Origin of the sequence: Dactylosporangium sp. NPDC000521 (assembly GCF_042898305.1) — a bacterium.
Classification (GTDB): domain Bacteria; phylum Actinomycetota; class Actinomycetes; order Mycobacteriales; family Micromonosporaceae; genus Dactylosporangium.
This window is the reverse complement of sequence record NZ_JBIAYW010000040.1, coordinates 1-19,629: the sequence shown is the minus strand read 5'-3', so window position 1 is coordinate 19,629 and position 19,629 is coordinate 1. Positions and strand designations below refer to the sequence as shown.

General features: G+C 71.6%; 18 protein-coding genes and 3 pseudogenes. 13 read left to right on the top strand and 8 right to left on the bottom strand.

The annotated features are described in order from the left end of the window. Positions 1-87 precede the first annotated feature (87 nt). Positions 88-918, top strand: a complete 831-nt coding sequence (locus ACFY3L_RS52540) for an IclR family transcriptional regulator (protein WP_389342806.1) — start codon at positions 88-90, stop codon at positions 916-918. Positions 919-1,050: 132 nt separating this feature from the next. Further along, positions 1,051-1,458 (top strand): RICIN domain-containing protein, encoded by a 408-nt coding sequence (locus tag ACFY3L_RS52535; protein ID WP_389342803.1) that lies wholly within the window; start codon positions 1,051-1,053, stop codon positions 1,456-1,458. 144 nt (positions 1,459-1,602) lie between these two features. Here the strand turns inward: ACFY3L_RS52535 and ACFY3L_RS52530 are convergent, their stop codons facing one another. Continuing rightward, a complete protein-coding gene (locus tag ACFY3L_RS52530) occupies positions 1,603-3,753 on the bottom strand; it encodes an MMPL family transporter (protein ID WP_389342800.1) in 2,151 nt (716 codons plus the stop codon). Between the two features lie 221 nt (positions 3,754-3,974). Between ACFY3L_RS52530 and ACFY3L_RS52525 the strand changes: the two genes are divergently transcribed. The 3 genes from ACFY3L_RS52525 to ACFY3L_RS52515 all read left to right on the top strand — a co-directional run bounded on the left by ACFY3L_RS52525 (position 3,975) and on the right by ACFY3L_RS52515 (position 7,877). Next, complete coding sequence (locus ACFY3L_RS52525) at positions 3,975-5,105, top strand: sensor histidine kinase (protein WP_389342797.1); 1,131 nt, start codon at positions 3,975-3,977, stop codon at positions 5,103-5,105. Beyond that, positions 5,102-5,764, top strand: coding sequence for a response regulator (locus ACFY3L_RS52520; protein WP_389342794.1), 663 nt, complete (start codon positions 5,102-5,104; stop codon positions 5,762-5,764). Before ACFY3L_RS52525 ends, ACFY3L_RS52520 begins: the two co-directional genes overlap by 4 nt. Before the next feature lie 457 nt (positions 5,765-6,221). Next, positions 6,222-7,877, top strand: coding sequence for an alpha-amylase family protein (locus tag ACFY3L_RS52515; protein WP_389342901.1), 1,656 nt, complete (start codon positions 6,222-6,224; stop codon positions 7,875-7,877). Positions 7,878-8,017: 140 nt separating this feature from the next. Here the strand turns inward: ACFY3L_RS52515 and ACFY3L_RS52510 are convergent. The 4 genes and pseudogenes from ACFY3L_RS52510 to ACFY3L_RS52495 form a co-directional block, all read right to left on the bottom strand. Then, positions 8,018-8,227, bottom strand: a pseudogene (locus tag ACFY3L_RS52510) (DDE-type integrase/transposase/recombinase); the annotation flags it as partial. A gap of 282 nt (positions 8,228-8,509) precedes the next feature. After that, positions 8,510-9,745 carry an MFS transporter gene (locus tag ACFY3L_RS52505; RefSeq protein ID WP_389342791.1) on the bottom strand — a complete coding sequence of 412 codons (1,236 nt, stop codon included), beginning with the start codon at positions 9,743-9,745 and terminating at the stop codon, positions 8,510-8,512. A 62-nt stretch (positions 9,746-9,807) separates the two neighbouring features. After that, on the bottom strand, positions 9,808-10,803 hold the full coding sequence (locus ACFY3L_RS52500) for a LacI family DNA-binding transcriptional regulator (protein WP_389342788.1): 996 nt from the start codon (positions 10,801-10,803) through the stop codon (positions 9,808-9,810). Between the two features lie 174 nt (positions 10,804-10,977). After that, positions 10,978-11,757, bottom strand: coding sequence for an SDR family NAD(P)-dependent oxidoreductase (locus ACFY3L_RS52495; RefSeq protein WP_389342785.1), 780 nt, complete (start codon positions 11,755-11,757; stop codon positions 10,978-10,980). Between ACFY3L_RS52495 and ACFY3L_RS52490 the strand changes: the two genes are divergently transcribed. The 7 genes and pseudogenes from ACFY3L_RS52490 to ACFY3L_RS52460 all read left to right on the top strand — a co-directional run bounded on the left by ACFY3L_RS52490 (position 11,722) and on the right by ACFY3L_RS52460 (position 17,808). Beyond that, entirely contained in the window at positions 11,722-11,991 is a 270-nt protein-coding gene (locus ACFY3L_RS52490) for a hypothetical protein (protein WP_389342782.1), read from the top strand. The genes ACFY3L_RS52495 and ACFY3L_RS52490 overlap by 36 nt on opposite strands. 88 nt (positions 11,992-12,079) lie before the next feature. After that, positions 12,080-13,753, top strand: a complete 1,674-nt coding sequence (locus ACFY3L_RS52485) for an FAD-dependent oxidoreductase (RefSeq protein ID WP_389342779.1) — start codon at positions 12,080-12,082, stop codon at positions 13,751-13,753. A 51-nt stretch (positions 13,754-13,804) separates the two neighbouring features. Further along, complete coding sequence (locus ACFY3L_RS52480; protein ID WP_389342776.1) at positions 13,805-15,064, top strand: cytochrome P450; 1,260 nt, start codon at positions 13,805-13,807, stop codon at positions 15,062-15,064. Positions 15,065-15,127: 63 nt separating this feature from the next. Continuing rightward, positions 15,128-16,276 carry an epoxide hydrolase family protein gene (locus ACFY3L_RS52475; protein WP_389342773.1) on the top strand — a complete coding sequence of 383 codons (1,149 nt, stop codon included), beginning with the start codon at positions 15,128-15,130 and terminating at the stop codon, positions 16,274-16,276. Between the two features lie 204 nt (positions 16,277-16,480). Beyond that, the gene (locus tag ACFY3L_RS52470; protein WP_389342770.1) at positions 16,481-17,239 is read left to right on the top strand and encodes an SDR family NAD(P)-dependent oxidoreductase; all 759 of its coding nucleotides are present in this window, start codon (positions 16,481-16,483) and stop codon (positions 17,237-17,239) included. Between the two features lie 79 nt (positions 17,240-17,318). After that, positions 17,319-17,570: pseudogene (locus tag ACFY3L_RS52465) on the top strand (Gfo/Idh/MocA family oxidoreductase); the annotation flags it as partial. A 40-nt stretch (positions 17,571-17,610) separates the two neighbouring features. Continuing rightward, the gene (locus ACFY3L_RS52460) at positions 17,611-17,808 is read left to right on the top strand and encodes a hypothetical protein (protein ID WP_389342910.1); all 198 of its coding nucleotides are present in this window, start codon (positions 17,611-17,613) and stop codon (positions 17,806-17,808) included. Here the strand turns inward: ACFY3L_RS52460 and ACFY3L_RS52455 are convergent. From ACFY3L_RS52455 to ACFY3L_RS52445, 3 genes are all read right to left on the bottom strand, one after another. Beyond that, positions 17,800-18,243 carry a hypothetical protein gene (locus tag ACFY3L_RS52455; protein WP_389342767.1) on the bottom strand — a complete coding sequence of 148 codons (444 nt, stop codon included), beginning with the start codon at positions 18,241-18,243 and terminating at the stop codon, positions 17,800-17,802. The two genes, ACFY3L_RS52460 and ACFY3L_RS52455, sit on opposite strands and share 9 nt — an antisense overlap. A 17-nt stretch (positions 18,244-18,260) precedes the next feature. Continuing rightward, the gene (locus tag ACFY3L_RS52450) at positions 18,261-18,401 is read right to left on the bottom strand and encodes a hypothetical protein (protein ID WP_389342764.1); all 141 of its coding nucleotides are present in this window, start codon (positions 18,399-18,401) and stop codon (positions 18,261-18,263) included. Positions 18,402-18,641: 240 nt separating this feature from the next. Further along, on the bottom strand, positions 18,642-19,058 hold the full coding sequence (locus ACFY3L_RS52445) for a hypothetical protein (RefSeq protein WP_389342760.1): 417 nt from the start codon (positions 19,056-19,058) through the stop codon (positions 18,642-18,644). Between the two features lie 46 nt (positions 19,059-19,104). Between ACFY3L_RS52445 and ACFY3L_RS52440 the strand changes: the two are divergent. Further along, positions 19,105-19,629, top strand: a pseudogene (locus ACFY3L_RS52440) (hypothetical protein); the annotation flags it as partial.

The following is a 19,629-nucleotide window of genomic DNA, read 5'->3' as shown; positions in this document are numbered from 1 at the left end:
CGGGGGTGGCTCAGGTGCGTGGCACTGCATGACCCGCGTCCTGGATCCGACAAGGCGACCGGGCCTGGACACGCCATCATGGATTGCATGGACGACCACACGGTCGCCGGCCGGGTAGTGGTCATACTCGACGCGGTCGCGCGCTTGGGCGGCGGGACGTCCCTGGCCGCTCTCACCCGTGCGACGGGCCTGCCGAAGCCCACGGTCCGGCGCATCGCCGCCGACCTGGTGGCGCGCGGCCTGCTGCAGCGCTGTGAGGACGGGTACCGGCTTGGTCCGCACCTGCTGCAACTCGGTGTACACGCGGCCGAACAGCAGGGTCTTCGCGGCGCCGTCACTCCGCACATCCAGGACCTGTTCGCGCGGACCGGCGAGATCGTCTGGGCCAGCGCCTTCACCGACACCACCAACGCGATCGTGAGCCACGCCTTCGGCAGTCACCGTGCCGCCGACATGCGCCGCCCCTGGCCGACCGCGATCCGCGACGCCGGCTTCCTGGCCAGCGCGGTCGGTAAGATCGTGCTGGCAGACCGGCCGGACCTCGCCGCGGAGCTGCGCTCACACCCGTTGCCGCGGCTGACCCGGTACACACCAACCAATTGGGCACAGGTTTCGCGGACCATCGAGGGTGTGCGCGACGGCGGGGTCGCGATCGAACACGAACAGACCATGCTCGGCTACAGCTGCATTGCCGCACGAGTCCTCGGCCGTGACGGCAATGCCATTGGCGCCATCGGCATCATCGGGCGGACCGGCAGCTTCGTCGCCGAGCGTCTGACCCGGCCGGTGCTCGACGCGGCGTCCGCGATCAGCCGCATCGTCTCCACCGTGTCTCCCGATCCGCCACGCCTCGTCTCACCGACCATCGACGCCGAAGCGGCCGGCCAACGCTCGAAGTCCATCGAAGGTGCACGGTAGTCCCGGACGCGGTTGCCCAGCGGCAGAATCACCGCGACTGGGTCACTCAGTGACACGAAAGGCTGTCGTCGCCCACTCGGGGTGCGTGACTGTGGAACGTGACAGCTTGACCGTAGCCAGTAGGGGGGCAGCATGAACCGCTGGATCAGTAAGCTCGGGCGGGCCGGAGCGGCTCTGCTCGTCATCACCGCCGTACTCGTGCCCGCCGGTGGCGCCTCGGCCGCGGACGAGGTCGACGGCCCGTGGTACATCGTCAGCAGTGCCGCGGGCAACCGGTGCCTCGACGTCCCCGCGCAGTCGGGCGGCGGCAACGGCACCACGCTGCAGGTGTGGGACTGCTATCCGCCCAGTCAGACCAATCAGATGTGGCGTCTCATGGCGCCCACGGTCGGCTGGCGATTGCAGAGCGTCGGGTACAGCAAGGTCGTCCAAGCTGGTCCCGGTCAGGGAAACCAGAACGGGACCGGTGTTCAGAGCTGGTACCTGGATACCGGCAACCTCAACCAGGCGTGGACGCTCAAGAGCCCCAACGAGTTCTGATCCTCGATCCACCGCTGGGCATTGAGTCGCGACTCCAAGGAGAGCCCGGCAGCATGAACCAGTTCACCGCGAAGATGGCGCAGTTTCGGGGAAGTTGTCGCCTCCGGGACGCCCGCAGACCACAACTTCCCGACATTGCGGCAATCAGGTGTTCGTCGCGTCACTGGGGGCGGTGGGCGCTTCGATGAGGCCCCACCGTTGGTGCAGTCTCCGCAGTGGTGCCGGCGCCCACCAGTTGGCCTGGCCGGCCAGGCGCATGAAAGCCGGGACCAGCAGCCCTCGGATGATGGTGGCGTCCATGATGATGGCCAGTGCCAGGCCGACGCCCATGAGCTTCATGAAGCTCATCCCGGCGGCCGCGAACCCGGTGAAACTGATGGCCAGCACGGCAGCGGCAGCGGTGACCAGCGGGCCGGTCTTCTCCAAACCGGCGGCTACCGCCCGTGTGTTGTCGCCGATGTGGTCGTACTCCTCCTTGATGCGGGAGAGCAGGAACACCTCGTAGTCGATGGACAGTCCGAAGGCGATGCAGAACATGAGGATCGGCATGGTCACATCCAGCTGCCCGGTGGCCGTGAAACCGAGGATGCCCGACAGGTGGCCATCCTGGAATACCCACACCATCGCGCCGAACGTGGCGGTCAGCGACAGCAGGTTGAGCACGACGGCCTTGACCGGCACCAGAACGCTGCCGAACGCGGCGAACAGCAGCACGACGGTGGCCAGAGCGATGATGCCCAGGGCCAGCGGCAGCCGGTCGTAGATGGCGGCCTTGGTGTCCACCAGCTCGGCGGCGCGGCCCTCGACCCCGAACGCGAAGGGGGCGTCAAGCCCCCGCAGGTCCCTGACCAGGCTTTCACCTTCGGCGGAGCGTAGCGGCACCGAGGGAACGACGGTCAGCCACGAGCCGGCCTCGGCCTGCTGTACCGTCACCGACGCCACGCCGTGGACGGTTCGGACATCGTCCGCGAAGGCAGTCGCGTCGCCGGCCGCCACGCCGGGCAGGACGATGGCGAACTGGTCGCTGTGGTTGCCGGCGAAGCGGGTGGCCAGAACGTCGGCCACCTGCCGGGCCTCGCTGGACGGCGGCAGCGCCTGGTAGGACGGCAGGCCGGGGTTGACTCCGAGGAACGGGGCGCCGAGCAGCAGGAGCAGGACGACCACACCGGTCGCCACCGGCACGGGCCGGCGCATGACCAGGCTGGCCAAGCGGTGCCAGAACCGGCGCGGGTGGCGCGCGCGCCGCAGCGACCAGGCGTTGACCCGAGGACCCAGGACGGCCAGCAGCGCCGGCAGGCTGAGCAACGAGCCGGCCGCGGCAACGACGACGACGGCGATGCCGGCGTAGGCGAACGACCTGAGGAAATAGAGGGGGAACACCAGCAGGGCCGACAGCGAGGCCGCCACCGTCAGCGCCGAGACGGCCACGGTCCGCCCGGCGGTTTCGACCGTACGAACGACCGCCTCGTCGCTGGACCGGCCGGCGGCCAGTTCCTCACGGAACCGGGTCACGATGAACAGCGAGTAGTCGATGGCCAGGGCGAAGCCGAGGCCGGTGGTGAGGTTGATCGAGTAGGCCGACACGTCGGTCACCCGGGAGATGACGTACAGGACCAGGAACGCGCCGGTCACCGACACCGTGGCGATGGCCAGCGGAAGCGCGGCGGCCACCACGCCTGCGAACACGAAGACCAGCAGCGCCAGCGTGACCGGGATGGCAAGGCTTTCGGCCCGGATCAGGTCGGTGTCGAGCTGATCCCCGATGGCGACGTTGATCGCCGCGGCCCCGCCCAGGCCGACGGTGATCGGACCGTCGGTTCCGGCGTACCGATCGCGGATCGCCACGACCGCGTCCTTGACCTCGTCGTCGGTGCCGGCGAGGTCGAGCACGACCAGGGCCGCGGAGCCGTCGGTCGAGCGCAACGTCGCTCGCCGGGGGTCGCCGCCGTCCAGCGACCAGTAGGAGCTGACGGAGGCGACATGCGCATCGGCCCGCACCGACTCGGCGAGGCGGGTGGCCGCTGCGGCGACGGCCGGGTCGTCGACGTCGTCGGTGTCGGCGCCACCACCGGCGGCCTGCACCAGCAGGACGGCCTCATTCTTGCGCACGCCGAGTTCGTCTTCGAGGAACTGCCGGGCGCGGTACGACTCTGAGCCGGGGTCGGTGAGGCCGGCATCGCCGAGGGCGCCGAACACGCCGACCCCGGCGAAACCGGCGGCGATGATGAACAGAACGGTGAAGGCCAGCAGCAGCCGGCGCCGGCGGACGGCGAGATGACCGAGTCGGGTGAACATGATGAGCCTCCAGCTGCCGGGGTCGGGATCGGCCCATCGTGCGGCGGCGGGCCCGGCGGCCACATCGATCTGCGGACCGTTACGGGACACGGCCCACCGACCGGTCCGACCGGTACCACGGGACGGTGCCAGAGGCAGCGGATTGGTCGTACGCTGCCTGCGTGGATCAGGTGACGTTGCGGTCGTGGGGTAGCACGTTCGCCACCGGGCTCGCGTTCCCGTTGGCCGCGCTCGTGGCGGCGGTCCTCGTCCTCGCGACCGCGCCGCTGTCGGCCGGCGCGGCGGCGGGTGTGGTCGCCTGCCTGGTCCCGTGGGCCATTGTGGCCGGCGATGTGCGGATCGGGCCCTGGTCCATGGCGTTCGCCGGCGTCGTCGTCCCCGGCGTGCTCGTCGTTGCCGGCCATGCCCCTGGCGGTACCTTCTTCGCGCTGCTGGGGATGGGGTGGCTGGCCGCGACCGGCGAGTCGGTGGGCGCGGAGATCACGGCGACCGTCATCGCGGTGGTGGTCCTCCCGGTCCTCATCCCGATCGTGGAGGGCGCCAGCTTGAGCGAAGAGCGTGAAGTGATCGGCTTCTTCGCCACCGGCGGGCTGATCGCATGGTGTTTCGGCCGCGTCCTGCGGCGCGAGCGGCAGCTCACCACCGCCCTGCGGGAGGCGCAGACCCACCTGAACGACGCGGCCGCGGCTCAGGAGCGCCAGCGGATCGCCCGCGATGTCCATGACGTGGTCGGTCACAGCCTGACAGTGATGCTCCTGAATGTCGCCGGGGCCCAGCGGGTGCTCTCCAAGAATCCGGCCGCAGCGGCCGAGGCGCTCGAGCGAGCCGAGCAGGTCGGCCGCAGCAGCCTGCAGAACGTGCGGGCCATCGTCGGGCTCCTACGGGCACCGGGCGAACACGGGACCGGGTCGCCACAGCCGCGTGCCGCCGACATCGCCGCTCTAGCACAGACCGCGGCCACGGCCGGGCTGCCGGTGCGGGCCGAGGTGACCGGCGACCTCACGGCCGTCGGTCCCTACGCCGGCCTCGCCGCCTACCGGTTGGTACAGGAAGCGCTCAGCAACGCCGAACACCATGCCCCAGGCGCCGACGTCATCGTGCGGGTGTCGGCCGATGACGCAGACACCCTGGCCATCTCGGTCCGCAACGGGCCCTCACCGGTGCCATCAGGCCGCAGCAGCCGCACCGGGCGCGGCGGGACTGGTGGCGGGACTGGTCTGGACGGCATGCGCCAACGCCTCGCGGCCCTCGGCGGCACGTTCTCGGCGGGACCCGACGGCGACGGCTGGCTGGTCGAGGCATCGATCCCCCTGCAACGCCTGTGGCCGGCCAACACCGAGGGCGGGCGATGATCCGGCTCCTGCTCGTCGACGACCAAGAGCTCGTGCGGGCCGGCCTGCGCCTGATCTTCTCAGCCGAGGAACACCTCCAGATCGTCGGCGAGGCGTCCAACGGACGGGCCGGTGTCGAAGCGGCCCAGACGTTGCGCCCAGACGTCGTACTGATGGACGTCCGCATGCCGGTGCTCGACGGCATCGAGGCGACCCGCGAACTGGTCGGCGGAGCAGCCGACGAAAGCGGGCCACGGGTGCTGGCGCTCACCACGTTCGAGGACGACGAGGCCCTGTGGGGCATCCTCGAGGCCGGGGCTGCTGGGTTCGTGCTCAAGGACGCCCCAGCCAACGACCTCGTCAGCGCCGTCGGTATCACCGCCCGCGGCGGTGTGTGGCTCGATCCCCGCGTCGCCGACCGGGTCATGGGCACCCTCCGGCGGCGGCCTGGCGCTACCGACCCCGCCCGCTCGGTCGAGCCGTTGAGCGACCGCGAGCTGGAGGTGCTCCGCCTGGTGGCCTCCGGCGCCAACAACGCCGAAATCGCCGATATCCTCTTCTTGGCCGAGCGCACCGTCAAGGGCCACATCTCGGCAATCTTCCTCAAGCTCGGGGTCCGCGACCGCGCCGCGGCCATCATCCACGCCTACGACGCCGGCATCGTCGCGCCCCGCTCCTGACAGACTCCGCCCACGGTCAGCAGTTGACCCAGTGGAAGCCGGCCGGCACCGCCAGCAACCGGGCCTACTCGAACCTAGCCCGCCACCGGTTGCCGTGCCTCGCGCAGCGGCAGCCCGTCGGCCAGGTCACCGCGCGACCAGTAACCGCAAGCAGCGCAGCGGGCGCTCCTGCAACTCGTCGGGCTCGCCGCCATCGCCGGCCGGACCCAGCCATCGTTCGAAAGCGTGGCGAGAGGCCGAGGCGGCGTCCCGGCAGCGTCGCCGCAACACGATCGACGGCGGCCATCGCCGGTGCCGCGGATCGAGATGGTCGGGCCGCGAACTGTGCCGGCGGTCCTGGGCCACATCACGTTCCTCGGCGTCGCGGCGGTCCCGTCTGTCGCATCGACTGACGCGTAGCCGTCATGGAGTATGGGTACCACGGGTGGATTGATTGCAGTCGACCCGGAGGTCCATGTTGAGTGAGCGCTGGTACCGCAACGCGGTGATCTACAGCCTGGACGTGCGGGCGTTCCAGGACTCCAACGGCGACGGTGTCGGCGATCTGCAAGGCGTGATCAGCCGCATCGACTACCTGAGCCGGCTCGGCGTCAACACGGTGTGGCTCGGACCGATCCACCCCAGTCCGTGGCGAGACGGCGGCTACGACGTCACCGACCACTACGGCATCCATCCCGCGCTCGGCAGTCTCGGCGACTTCGCCGAACTGATGAACGTCGCCGACGAGCGCGGCCTGCGGGTCATGCTCGACCTGGTGCTCAACCACACCAGCGACGAACACCCCTGGTTCACCTCGGCCCGGTCAGACCCCCGCTCCCCGTACCGCGACTGGTACGTATGGTCGCAGGAGGAGCCGCCCGACCGTACCGAAGGCATGGTGTTCCCCGGGGTGCAGCAGACCACCTGGACCTACTGCGACCAGGCCGGCGCCTGGTACCACCACCGCTTCTACGACTTTCAGCCGGACCTCAACATCTGCAACCGCGAGGTCCGCGACGAGCTCGCCAAGATCGTGTCGTTCTGGCAGCGGCTCGGCGTCAGCGGCTTCCGCATCGACGCCGCACCGTTCACCATCGAACAGACCAGACCGGGCGGTGACCCGACCGACCGTGACTACGCGTTCCTGACCGAACTGCGGGAGAAGACGTCGTGGCGGCGCGGCGACGCCGTGTTCCTCGCCGAGGCCAACGTCCGGCGCGACGAGCTGATGGAGTTCTTCGGCGACGCCGACGGCGCCGCGAACCGGCTGCAGATGCTGTTCGCGTTCGAGCTCAACGAAGCGCTCATGCTCGCCCTGGCCAAACAGGACCCGGAGGCCGTCCAAGAGGCGCTGGAGACCCTGCCCGCCCTGCCCCGGCACGGGCAGTGGGCCACCTTCCTGCGCAACCACGACGAGGTCGACCTGTCCGGCCTCGACGAACAGGACCGGCAGGACGTCTTCGACGCGTTCGGGCCGCAGCGGCGCCACCAGCTCTACGGCCGTGGCATCCGCCGCCGCCTCGCCCCTATGCTCGACGGCGACCAACGGCGGCTTCGCATGGCCTACAGCCTGCAGTTCACCATGCCCGGCACCCCTGTGCTGCGCTACGGCGACGAGATCGGCATGGGCGAGAACCTCCAACTGCCCGAACGCGACGCCATCCGCACGCCGATGCAATGGTCCGCCACGGCCCACGCCGGCTTCACCACCGCCGACGTCGCCGACGACGCCCTCATCCGGCCCGTCATCGACGACGGCCCCTTCTCCTACGAACACGTCAACGTCACCGACCAGCGCCGCGACCCCGACTCGCTGCTCGTGTGGTTCGAACGGATGCTGCACACCCTGCGCGAATGCGAAGAGATCGGCGTCGGCGAGCACGACCTCCTCCCCGTCGAATCCACCTCGGTCCTCGCCCACCGCGCCGAGGCACCCAGCGGGACGGTCGTCTTCGTCCACAACCTCACCGACCAGCCCGTCCGGTTCGCGTTGCCGACACCCATCGAGCACGACGGACACCCCGTCGAGGTGTTCAGCGACCGCGAGTACGACCGCCTGGACCTTGGCGATCTCGAACTCGACGGATACGGATTCCGCTGGATCCGGTTGCGCCGCACACATGCCCGCCGATGACGACATCGACGGACCCGTGCGCCTGCTGCACTGCTTGACCTTCCACGTCCCGGCGGTGTCTCGGCCACGGCGTTGTCGAAGCAGGAGACGACCCGGCCCATCGATTGGCGCACGTTCCAGCGGGCGCAGGCCTGGGCGAAGTCGGCCGAGCAGTATGCACTGCTGCTGTCGCTGTGGAAGATCACGCCGGTGACGTCGCCGCCGCGGGTGACCGCGGCCATGTTCAGCGCGGCGACGACCAGGGCGGCGTCGTGCCGGTCGCCCATGACGTAGCCGGGGATGCGCCGGGAGTACAGGTCGATGACGGTGGCCAGGTAGAGCTTGCCCTCGCCGGTGACGATCTCGGTCATGTCGCCGCACCAGGCCACGTCCGGCGCGGGCGCGGTGAGCCTCCGCTTGACCAGGTCCGTCGCGGCCGGGTGCTTGCCCTGCCGGGGTCAGCCCACGCCGGCGCCGCTTGACCCGGGCGACGAGGCGGTGTCGATGCCCAGCGGCGTCGGCAGGGTGTTGGTCGTCAGGCCGACGGCCCCGGTCGTCACAGCACGGCTCCTTCTCCGACGCGACGTCCGCACCTACGGCCGACGGCCGACGGCCGCGCCAATCCACCGAATGTGGGTTACCCCTCCCCGGGATCACGCACGTCGGCGGGCCATGACGGCGAGGCCTGTCACGGCGAGCAGCGCGGCCGCAGCCGGGATCAGGAACACCGCGGGGAGTCCGATGACGGCGGCGCCGATGCCTCCGGCGGCGCCGCCGAGCGCGGAGCTGACGGCGGTGGAGCTCAGGAAGACGGCCGAGGCGGTGGCCACGGCGGTGGGCAGCAGGTCCTGGGCGACGATGATGCCCAGCCCGGCGAAGATGCCCCACACGCCGCCCATGAGGACCTGCCCGGCGAACAGCCCGGCGGCCGTGCCGGTCGTGGCGAAGCAGACGTTGGCGGCGACGCCGAACGCCGCACCGATCACCATCAGGCGCATCATCCCGATCCGGCGGGCCACGAGCACCGCCACGGGCATCAGGATCAGTTCGACCAGCGGTTGGATGCCGATGACGGCGCCGCTGAGCGCGGCCGGGTAGTGCAGCTGGTCGGTCATGTAGATCGGCAGGTATGCGTATTTGATCGACTCGCCGGCGTACACCAGGACGTACAGTCCCGTGAACGCGAGCAGCGGCAGCATCGCGCGCAGGCGCGGGCCGGGTGCTGACGCCGCGGCCGCGGGGGCCGCGGCCGGCGAGGTCTTGAGGTTCCCGAGCGGGACGATCTGGGCGAGGGTGGCGACGGCGGTCGCGAGCAGCATGGTGCGCAGCGAGGTGTGTGCGGCCAGGAAGGCGCCGGTGGCCGGGCCGACGACCCAGCCGGTGGTCAGGGCCATCCGCACCATGGAGACCACGCCGTCGGTGTTCGGGTTCGGGTGCGCCTTCGTCTCGTCGTGGATCGCGGCGAACAGCTGCGACGTCGCGGCGCCGCCGAACCCGCCGATGACGGCGCTGAGAACGAACGGCATCCACAGTTGGGTCGAGTACGCGATGGCCGCCCAGCTGACGAACCCAGCCACGGCACAGACGCGGAACAACCCCAGGCGGCGGCCGGTGCGGTCCGACCGCGCACCGACCAGGTAGCCGGCCACCGGAGCCGTCAGGTTGGTCAGGTAGAACAGCCCCGCGGCGGTCAGCGAGCCGCCCAGATCGTTGACCAGGAACCTGGCGATCTGCGGTGCTGCAGCGGAGAACCCGAGCCCGGACAGGAACATCGCGATGGTCGCCCCGCGGTACAGCGGTGAGGCGAGCGCCAGTCGGACCGCCGACCGGTGCACCGCGGGCTCGGTGAGCGGCACGTCTGTGGGAGGTGCTGACTCGGGGAGTGCCATAGCTGCGCCCTTCCGTTTGCGTAAGGGCGCACGGTAGGGGCGAGAGCGCTCTCATGACCAGGTCAGCCTGGTGCCGTGCTCTCCCGCACGATCAGCTCGACCGGAAAACGTTGCCGGTAGCCGGCCGGGACGGGGCCGTCCAGCAGTAGCCGCACCGCTGCGGCGGCCATGTCCTCGACCGGCATCCGCATGGTGCTCAGCGGCGGGTTCGCGCACACCGCGGCGATACTGTCGTCGAATCCCACCACGCTGACGTCCTGCGGGACTCGCCGGCCGGTCGCGGTGATCGCCTGGACGGCGCCGGCGGCCGTCAGATCGCATGCCACGAACATCGCATCGATGTCCGGGTGCCGGTCGAGCAGGTCCCGCGCGGCGCTGAGGCCGACCTCCCGCCGGAACGCGCCGCCGGTGCTCAGATCCGGCAGCCCCAGTTCCGCGACGGCCCGCACGTATCCGGCCCGGCGGCTGGTCCCGCAGGTGTCGTCGGCACCGTGGATCGCGGCGATGCGCCGCCTGCCGAGCTGATACAGGTACTGCACGGCGGCGTACGCACCGTCAGCGTTGTCCGCTTCGACGGCCGGCACCGACGGCGCCGTCGCCACCAGCGACACCACCCGCCGGCATTGCCGGTGCAGCCGCGACGCGAGGGCCGGCGAGCCGTCGGCCAGCACCAGACCGACCGACACCCGGCGCGCGATCGCGTCGATGGCGTCGGCATCCTCCGCCGCTGCGACCGAATGGATGCGCAGTTGCACGTCCCGGCCGGCGAGCACGGCCATGATCCCGGCCAGGACTCGGCTGTAGTACGGGTGCGAACCGATCCATCCCACTGTGGGCGCGGGTGAGGCCACCACGACATCGATCGCCGGCTGCTGCCGCGACGCGAGCGCCCGCGCCGTCTGGTCAGGCACGTATCCCAGCTCGGCGATGACGTCCTTGACGTGCTGCCGGACCGCCTCGGTGGCGCCGGGCACGCCGTTCATCACCCGCGACACGGTCGACCGCGACACGCCGGCCGCACGCGCGACGTCCTCGATCGTCAGTTTGGAACCAGCCATCTTCGGCACCCTTCACGGACCTGCAACGTGCTGCCGGGCCCAATGCAAACATATTCAGCCCCGTTGCCCGATGCCGCGAGCTGCGATAGCGCCGCGCGCACAGCACGAGGGCGCCGACCGCCGCGACGGCTGACGTCACCGCGTCGACGGCCTTGCGCGTCCCGGCCACCAGGCTCAGATCCGCCGCGATGAACTAGGCACGATCGGTGGTACCGGCCGCGGCGGCGTGGTCGGCTGGAAGGACTGAGCGCCGGCCGGTGGGTCGGCGGACGGTGGGAGGAACACGCCGTTGCTCGCACTGAGGCCACCGTCGCTGACCAGGACCTCGCCGGTGATGTACGACGCCGCCGGGGAGGCCAGGAACCAGATCACCTCCGCCTGTTCGTGCGGCTCGGCCCACCGCCCCAGCGGAATGCGCCGGGTCAGCTCGCCGGCGCGCTCGGCGTCCTCGTGCACGGCGGCGGTCCGGGCGGTCAGCGTGAGCCCCGGCGCGATCGCGTTGATCCGGATGCCCTGGTACGCGTAGTCGAGCGCCGCCGAGCGCACGAGGTTGACGGCGGCGGCCTTGGTGGTGTTGTACGCCCAGGTGTAAGGGTCGCCGCGCAACGCGGCGACGGAGGCGGTCACGACCACGGCGCCGCCGCCGGCCGCGCGCAGGGCGGGCGCCGCCGCCCGGATGCCGAGCGCGGCACCGCGGACATTGACGGCGTGGATCGCGTCGAGCGCCGCGATCGCCCCCTCGTCCTCCAGCGGCGGCGCCCCGCCGGCGCCGGCGTTGAGCACCGCGACATCGAGCCGCCCGTACTCCACCAGCGCAAGGGCGACCATCTCCTGATTCGTCCGCGCCTCAGCCACATCGCCGAGCAGCGTGACGACACCGTCCACGTCGGACAACCCGGCGAGCCGCACCGGGGGCTGGTGCTGGCCGGGAAGCCGGCGGTCGTCGAACTGCACCGGGAGATGTTCGCCGACGACAGCTGGACGCAGGAGCGCACCGTGCGCACGGTGACGACGGTCGGCAGCACCGGGCGGGTCCTGATCGAGTACCGCTGCTGCACCGTCGACGCCGACGGGCAGATCATGTCCGACACCAACGCCTACTTCACGCTGACGTACGCGCAGGCCGACGGGCGCTGGCTGGTCGTCGCGGACCAGAACACCCGGAAGGCGGCGCCGGCGGCGGGGTGAGCGGGACCGGCGCGCCGGCGGGTCACGGGTTTGCCGGTAGGACTGCCGGGCAGGAAGCAGGGGATGCCCACGGTCGGGAGGTCAGGCTATGCGCGTCGTGGTGAACCTCACGCGCTGCCAGGGCTACGCGCAGTGCGCATTCCTTGCTCCGGAGGTGTTCCGGATGCGCGGCGCCGAGGCGCTGATGTACGACCCGGAGCCCGACGACGCGCAGCGCGAGCGGGTGCTGCGAGCGGCGGCGGCCTGCCCGGTGCAGGCCATCCTGGTCGACCACGTCGACGACAAGGAAGCCGCCGTGGAGTCCGCGACGACCGGGCCGGCGGTGTCCGCGCGGACGGCCGCCCCGTCGCGGACGGCCGGATGGCCGGGAACGGACCGGCACGACGCGGCGATCGAGGCCTTGCGCCGGCACGGCCGGATCGTGATCGTGGGCGCGTCGCTCGCCGGCCTGGCCGCCGCGGCGACCCTGCGCCGGGAGGGCTTCACCGGTTCCTTGACGATGATCGGCGACGAGCCGCACCGCCCCTATGACCGGCCGCCGCTGTCCAAGCAGGTCCTCGACGGGTGGGTGCCCGCCAGCCACACCGGGCTGCCCCGCGCCGACGCGCTCAGCGTTCGGTGGCTGCTCGGCGTGCCCGCCACCGGGCTGGACCCGGCCGGCAAGCGGGTGCACCTCGGCGACGGTGGCTTCGCCGACTACGACCGCCTGCTGATCGCCACCGGCACCCGCGCCCGGCCCTGGTTCAACCCGGACGAGGCGGCCCTCGACGGCGTGTTCGTCCTGCGGACCCGCGACGACGCCGCCGGCCTGCACGACCGGCTGGCCGACCGCCCGAGCCGGGTGCTGATCATCGGCGGCGGGTTCACCGGCTCCGAGGTCGCCTCGGCCTGCCGGAGCCGGGACCTGGCGGTCACCCTCGTCGAGCGCGGACCCGCGCCCCTGGTCGGAGCGCTGGGCGGCGTCATCGGCGCGGTGGCCGCCGGCCTGCACCGTGAACACGGCGTCGATCTGCGCTGCGGGGTCACCGTCACCCGCCTGGAGGGCGACACCGCCGGGCGGCTGCGCCGCGCGCACCTGTCCGACGGCAGCACCGTGGACGCCGAGGTGGCCGTGGTGGCGCTGGGCGCGGTGCGCAACACCGAATGGCTGCGCGACTGCGGGCTGGCCGTCGGCGACTGGGGCGTCGGCTGCGACGCCGGCTGCCGGGTCTTCGACGCGGCGGGCGTGGTCACCGACGACGTCTTCGTCGCGGGCGACGTGGCGCGCTTCCCGCACCCGCTGTACGACTACCAGTTCCTGGCCCTCGAACACTGGGGCAACGCGGTCGCCCAGGCCCAGGTCGCCGCGCACAACATGGTCAGCGTCCCGGCCGAGCGCTGGCCGCACCTGGCCGTCCCGGTGTTCTGGTCGGCGCAGTTCGACACCAACATCAAGTCTGTCGGGGTGCCGGCCCTCGCCGACCAGGTCGTCATCGCCCAGGGCTCGGTCGCGCAGCGCCGGTTCGTGGCCGCCTACGGCCACCAGGGCCGGCTCGTCGCCGCGGTCGGGTTCAACCAGGGCAAGTGGCTGGAGGGCTACCAGCGCCTGATCGAGGCCGGCGCACCGTTCCCGCCCGGTCTTCGCGGGGTCGACGACCCGGCCGACGGCCAGCCGGTCGCGGCGCAGATGCCCGACCACCGCACCCGCATCCGCCACGCGACCGTCGCGGTGACCGGCCACGACCCCAGCGAGCGCCGCGCCGGGCTGCTCCACCACCACTGACGGGCCGGCCGGCCGCACGGCCGGCGCCGCACCACCGAGGAAGGCACCGTCATGGCACAGGCCAGCGTCTTCGAGCAGATCCTCGACCCCGCCAACCGGGCCGACCCGTACCCGCTGTACGCCGAGCTGCGCAAGACCCCGGTGGCGCGCGAGCCCGACGGCAGCTACGTCGTCAGCACCTACGACGAGATCGTCGCGCTGCTGCACGACCGCAGGGTCAGCTCCGACCCCCGCAGCCGGCCCGAACTGGACGGCACCTCGCACGGACTGCCGCTGCCCTTCATCTCCCGCGACCCGCCGGAGCACGACCGGCTGCGGGAACTGGCCACCCGGCCGTTCGGGCCGCCCTGCAACCCCGGGCGCGTCGAGGGCATGCGCCCCTGGCTGACCGGGACCGCCGACGACCTGATCGACAACCTCGCCGGCAGGCACCGCGTCGAGCTCGTCGACGACTTCGCCTACCCGCTGCCGGTCACCGCGATCTGCCGGCTGCTCGGCGTCCCCCGCGACGACCAGCCGCGCTTCCACCACTGGGCCGACGCGCTCGTCGAGACCGCCGACCCGACCACCGGCACGTTCGCCGACCGCCAGCGCCGGCGGGACCGGATCAACGCCGAGCTCGGCGGGTACCTCGACGGGCTGGCCGCCGCCGACGCCCGCCAGCCCGGCGACGACCTGATCTCCGGGCTGCTCACCGACACCGGCCCGCACGCGCCGATGGCCCGCGCCGACCTGCTCAGCACCTGCGCGCTGCTGCTGGTGGCCGGCCACGAGACCACCGTCAACCTCATCGCCAACGGCATGCTCACCCTGCTGCGCCACCCCGACGTCCTCGACCGGCTGCGCCGGGAACCCGACCTCGTCGTCCCGCTGGTCGAGGAGGTGCTGCGCTACGAACCACCGGTGCATCTGCTGACCAGCCGCAGCGCCCTCGCGGACATCGACATCGCCGGCACCACCATCCCCCGGCACGCGCCGATCACGCTGGTGCTCGCCGCCGGCAACCGCGATCCCGCCCGCTTCCCCGACCCGGACCGCTTCGACCCCGACCGCACCGACAACGTGCACCTCGGCTTCGCCAGCGGCATCCACTACTGCTTCGGCGCGCCTCTCGCCCGGGTCGAGACGCAGGTCGCCCTGCCCGCGCTCGCCCACCGGCTGGCGCACCCGCGCCTCGTCGCGGACCCGCCGCCGTACCGGCCCAACCCGACCCTGCGCGGCCCCCGCCACCTGCCGGTCGACGTCGACGCCGTGGCCCCGGCAGCCGAGACGGCGGGCCGCGAACGTGTCCTGCGACCGGCACACGGATAGACCGCCGGGTGAGCGGCTCCGCAACGACCCGGCGGCAACACCCACCCGGTCTACGGTGGCGGCGTGGAGGAGTTCACCGTCAACGTCCTCGACGACGCGCTCGGCGATCTGCGGCGGCGGCTGTCGCTGGCCCGCTGGCCGGAGCCGGCGACGGCGCCGGACTGGAGCCAGGGTGTACCCGCCGGCTGGCTGCGGGAGCTGTGCGCGTACTGGGCCGACGGCTACGACTGGCGCCGCTTCGAGCGCCGGATCAACAGCGTGCCGCAGTTCATCGCCGAGGTGGACGGGCTCGACATCCACCTGCTCCACGTCCGCTCGCCGCACCCGGACGCGCTGCCGCTCGTGCTGACGCACGGCTGGCCCGGCTCGGTCGTGGAGTTCCTCGACGTCCTCGGCCCGCTCACCGACCCGGTCGCGCACGGCGGCGACGCGGCCGACGCCTTTCACGTGGTGTGCCCGTCGCTGCCCGGGTTCGCGTTCAGCGGCAAGCCGGCCGACCCGGGCTGGGGACCGCAGCGCATCGCCGCGGCGTGGGCGGTGCTGATGAGCCGGCTCGGGTACGACCGGTTCGGCGCGCAGGGCGGCGACTGGGGTGCGTCGGTGACGACCAACCTGGCCGCGCAGCATCCCGACCGGGTCGTCGGCATCCATCTCAACTTCGCGCCGGGGGCCGTCCCGCCGTCCGCGGCGGACACTGCCGGGGAGCTGACCGACTACGAGCGCAGCAGCCTCGCCGACCTGGCGTACCACCGGGAATGGGGCACCGGCTACGCCGTGGAGCAGGCGACCCGTCCGCAGACGATCGGCTACGCGCTGGTCGACTCGCCGGTCGGCCAGTGCGCCTGGATCGCCGAGAAGTTCTGGGCGTGGACAGACCACGCCGGCGACCCGCTCACCGCCCTGACCCGCGACCAGATCCTCGACAACGTCAGCGTCTACTGGCACACCGGGACCGGCGCCTCCTCGGCGCGCATCTACTGGGAGGACGGGTTCGCGCGCACCGGCTGGCGGTCCGTCCCGCAGCTGAGCGTGCCGATCGGTGTCTCGGTGTTTCCGAAGGAGATCGCCCGGCCGTCGCGGCGCTGGTGCGAGCGGCAGTACCCCGACCTGCGCTTCTACGAGCAGCTCGACCGGGGCGGCCACTTCGCCGCGTTCGAGCAGCCGGCGCTGTTCGTCGACCAGCTGCGCCGCGCGTTCCGGGTGATGCACTGAAGCGACGAGCGGACTTCCGGCGCAGGGCATCACCACCGTTCGGTGGGCACACGAATGGCCCGGCGGCCGTTCCGGCGATCAGGCTTTTGACCTGGTACTCGCTCTGTTCAGGGATTGCGCGGGGTTCGCGCTGGCCGCTGTGGGTAGCTACCACATGGGTCGGCCAACTCCGACGTGTTGATCCAGCGACGGAAGGTCACCGAGATGACGGGAACTGAGCAGGGCAAAGGTGCCGTGATCGTCACCGGCGCGAGCCGGGGTATCGGTGCCGCGATCGCCGAGAGACTGGCCGAGGACGGGTATGGCGTGGTCGTCAACTACGCGGCGGACGCCGACGGCGCCGAGTCGGTCGTCTCCGCCATCCGGGCCCACGGCGGCCGGGCGGTGGCCGTGCGCGCGGACGTGACGGCACCCGACGACGTCGCCGGCCTGTTCGACCGGGCGCAGCAGGAGATGGGGCCGCTGACCGCGCTGGTCAACAACGCCGGGACAACCGGCGAGCGGGCCCGCATCGACGAGCAGGACGCGGACCACCTGGCCCGCCTGATGCAGATCAACGTCGTGGGCCCCATGATCTGCGCCAAGCACGCCGTACGAGCGATGTCCACCGCGCACGGCGGCCACGGCGGCTCCATTGTCAACATCGCTTCGGTCGCCGCCCAGGCGCCCCCCGGCATATCAGGATTCGTGCCGTACGAGGCCACCAAAGGCGCTGTGGTGTCGTTCAGCCGTGGCCTGTCCAACGAGGTCGCCCGCGAAGGGATCCGCGTCACCAGCGTCTCGCCGGGCGTCATCGACACGGAGCTGGCGGCGGCGACCCCGGGAGCGAAAGAGGCCGCCACGAGCAGTCCGATCGGTCGCGCGGGCCGGCCCGACGAGATCGCCGAGGCGGTGTCGTGGCTGGTCTCGCCCGCGGCGTCGTACGTCACCGGCACCGACATCACCGTCTCCGGCGGCCTCTGACCGACATGCGCCCGGGACCGTTCCGGTCGCCTGGCCGGGCGTACCGCAGCGCCCGACCGCCCGCGGTGGCTGGGCCGCAACCGCCCACGTGCCCGCCCTGACCGAAGTGGACGGCTACGAACTGCGGGCGCTCAGCGCGAGCTCCGCGTCGTCCGCCCGCGCGGCCGCAGCCGCGTACGACGTACCGTTGGCCTTCGACAACGCCGAGGAACTGGCACGCTGCGACGATGTCGACCTCGTGGTCGTCACCGTCAAGGTGCCCCGCCACGGCGAGCTCATCCGTCCGGCGCTGGACGCCGGAACGCTCGTGCTGAGCGAATGGCCGCTCGGCGTTGACCTAGCCTTGCGACGACGAGCACGAGCCCACCGGCGTGCCACGGCTGTCGGCGACCCCGGCGGCGTTCACCGGCGGGGCCGGCAAGAGCCGGACGGTGACGGTCACGCTGACCGCTTCCGCCGCCGGCCAGCCGGGCGTGCACCACGCCCGGCTGGCCGTGCGGACCAGCACCCCCTACCCGGCAGAACCCGTCTCCGTGACGCTGAACGCCCTTCCGCCCGCCTCACCCTGACGGTGTCGGGGTAGGGGGATAGATGTCGTACGCCTCCAGGGCCCACGAGGTGATGGTGGCCGGCCCATCGAGGTCCACCGTGTAGGGCCCGCGATCGTCCTTGGCCGGCCCCGGCGGGAAGGCGACTCCCGTCAGCTGCCATCGGCCGTCGCAGCTGGGCCGGTTGGTGATCTCGAAGGTTTCTGTGTGAATATGCGCCGTCAGGTAGTCGGTGCCTGAGCATCGCACCCGCAGGTTGATCAGCTGCCCGGCCGGAATGATGATCCGGGTGGGCGGGAGACCGGCGGTGGCGGAGTCCCAGGTGCCGAGCCGCTTCCAGTCATCGGGGGCGGACGCCTCCGATGGCTGCGCCGGTGCCCGGCCGGGTGCCCCCGCCGGGCCGGTGCAGGCGACCGACCCGGCGAGCGCGACCACGGTCGCCAACGCCAGCGACATGCGGGGACTCGTCACGGCTAGCGCTTGTCGAGGTGCTTGTTCAGGGAGTTCTGCATGGAGGCCGCGGCGTATGCCGGCTCTGTGCGGTTCGGCGCCGTACCGGGCGCCCCGAGCATCACGAACGGCGTCACCTTGGTCACCTGCATCTCGATGCTCAAGCCGACTTGGACCCAGTGGCCCTGTTCGCGCCGCGCGCGGACCAGCCATGCGCACTCCCCCGCCAAGTGACGCTCAAAGACGATTTGTTCGTTGCCAATGCATCGACACGCCCGCACACAATAAGGCGATTTTCGACAGGAATCAATAGCACCTCAACTGCCACCACGACCCTCGCCCAGCTGTACTGACACGCTCTTCAGCGTGATAGCCGGATGAGAGCGAAGAAATAGCAGCGCCACTTAATATCCATGATCCACTTCGGTGGAAAATCGGCCAGAACCGCAGACAATACGACGATATCTGGGCTGAAAAATCGCATTCGTTACGGGGTATTGCCGCCTGACGATTTCGTGCCCTACGCTGCGCGAGATTTGATCCAGCGGAAACGGGGGATTCACCGTGGTCATGTCCAGATTCAGGCGAACCGTCTGGCCGAATGGTTCCGTCGCGTTGACGGTCTTGGCCGGAGTGCTGGTGGCGGGCGGTGCGGCGGCAACACCGGCATCGGCGGCGCCGGTGCCGTGCGTCACCGAGCGGCCCGACGAGCGGTCCGCCAGCGCGGCGGCGAAGGCCTGCGGCGGCAAGGTGGAGGTGGCCGCGGGCCGTAGCGAGTACACCCAGGTGTTCGCCAACCCCGACGGCACGTCCACCTTCACGTCCAGCGCGGTCCCGGCCCGTGTGCGCCGTGCAGACAGGACGTGGGTGCCGGTCGACACCAGCCTGCGCGCCCGGGCCGACGGCACCCTGGCACCTGTCGCCGCGGTCGCCGACGTGGTGTTCTCCGCCGGGGGCAAGGGCCCGTTCGTCACCTACCGCGCGGCCGGGTCGACCCTGTCGCTGGCACTGCCCGTGGTACTGCCGAAACCGGTGATCGACGGCTCGTCGGCCGTCTACAGCAACGTCCTGCCCGACATCGACCTGCGCGCCACGGCCACCGCGACCGGGTTCACGCACGTCCTCGTCGTGAAGACCGCCGCGGCGGCGGCGAACCCGGCCCTCGCAGCCATCCGGTACGACGTCACCGGCGACACCGTGGCCCGCACCGCCACCGGCGGCCGCGTCGCGTTCCGGAACACGGCGGGCCGCACGGTCGCGGTCTCGTCCGAGGCGTACATGTGGGACTCCACCGTCAACCCCGGCGCCGGCGGCGAGGTCAAGGTCGACGCGGCGACGCTGTCCGCGCTGCGGCAGGCGCCGACGGCCGAGCTGCGGTCCACCGAGCACGGC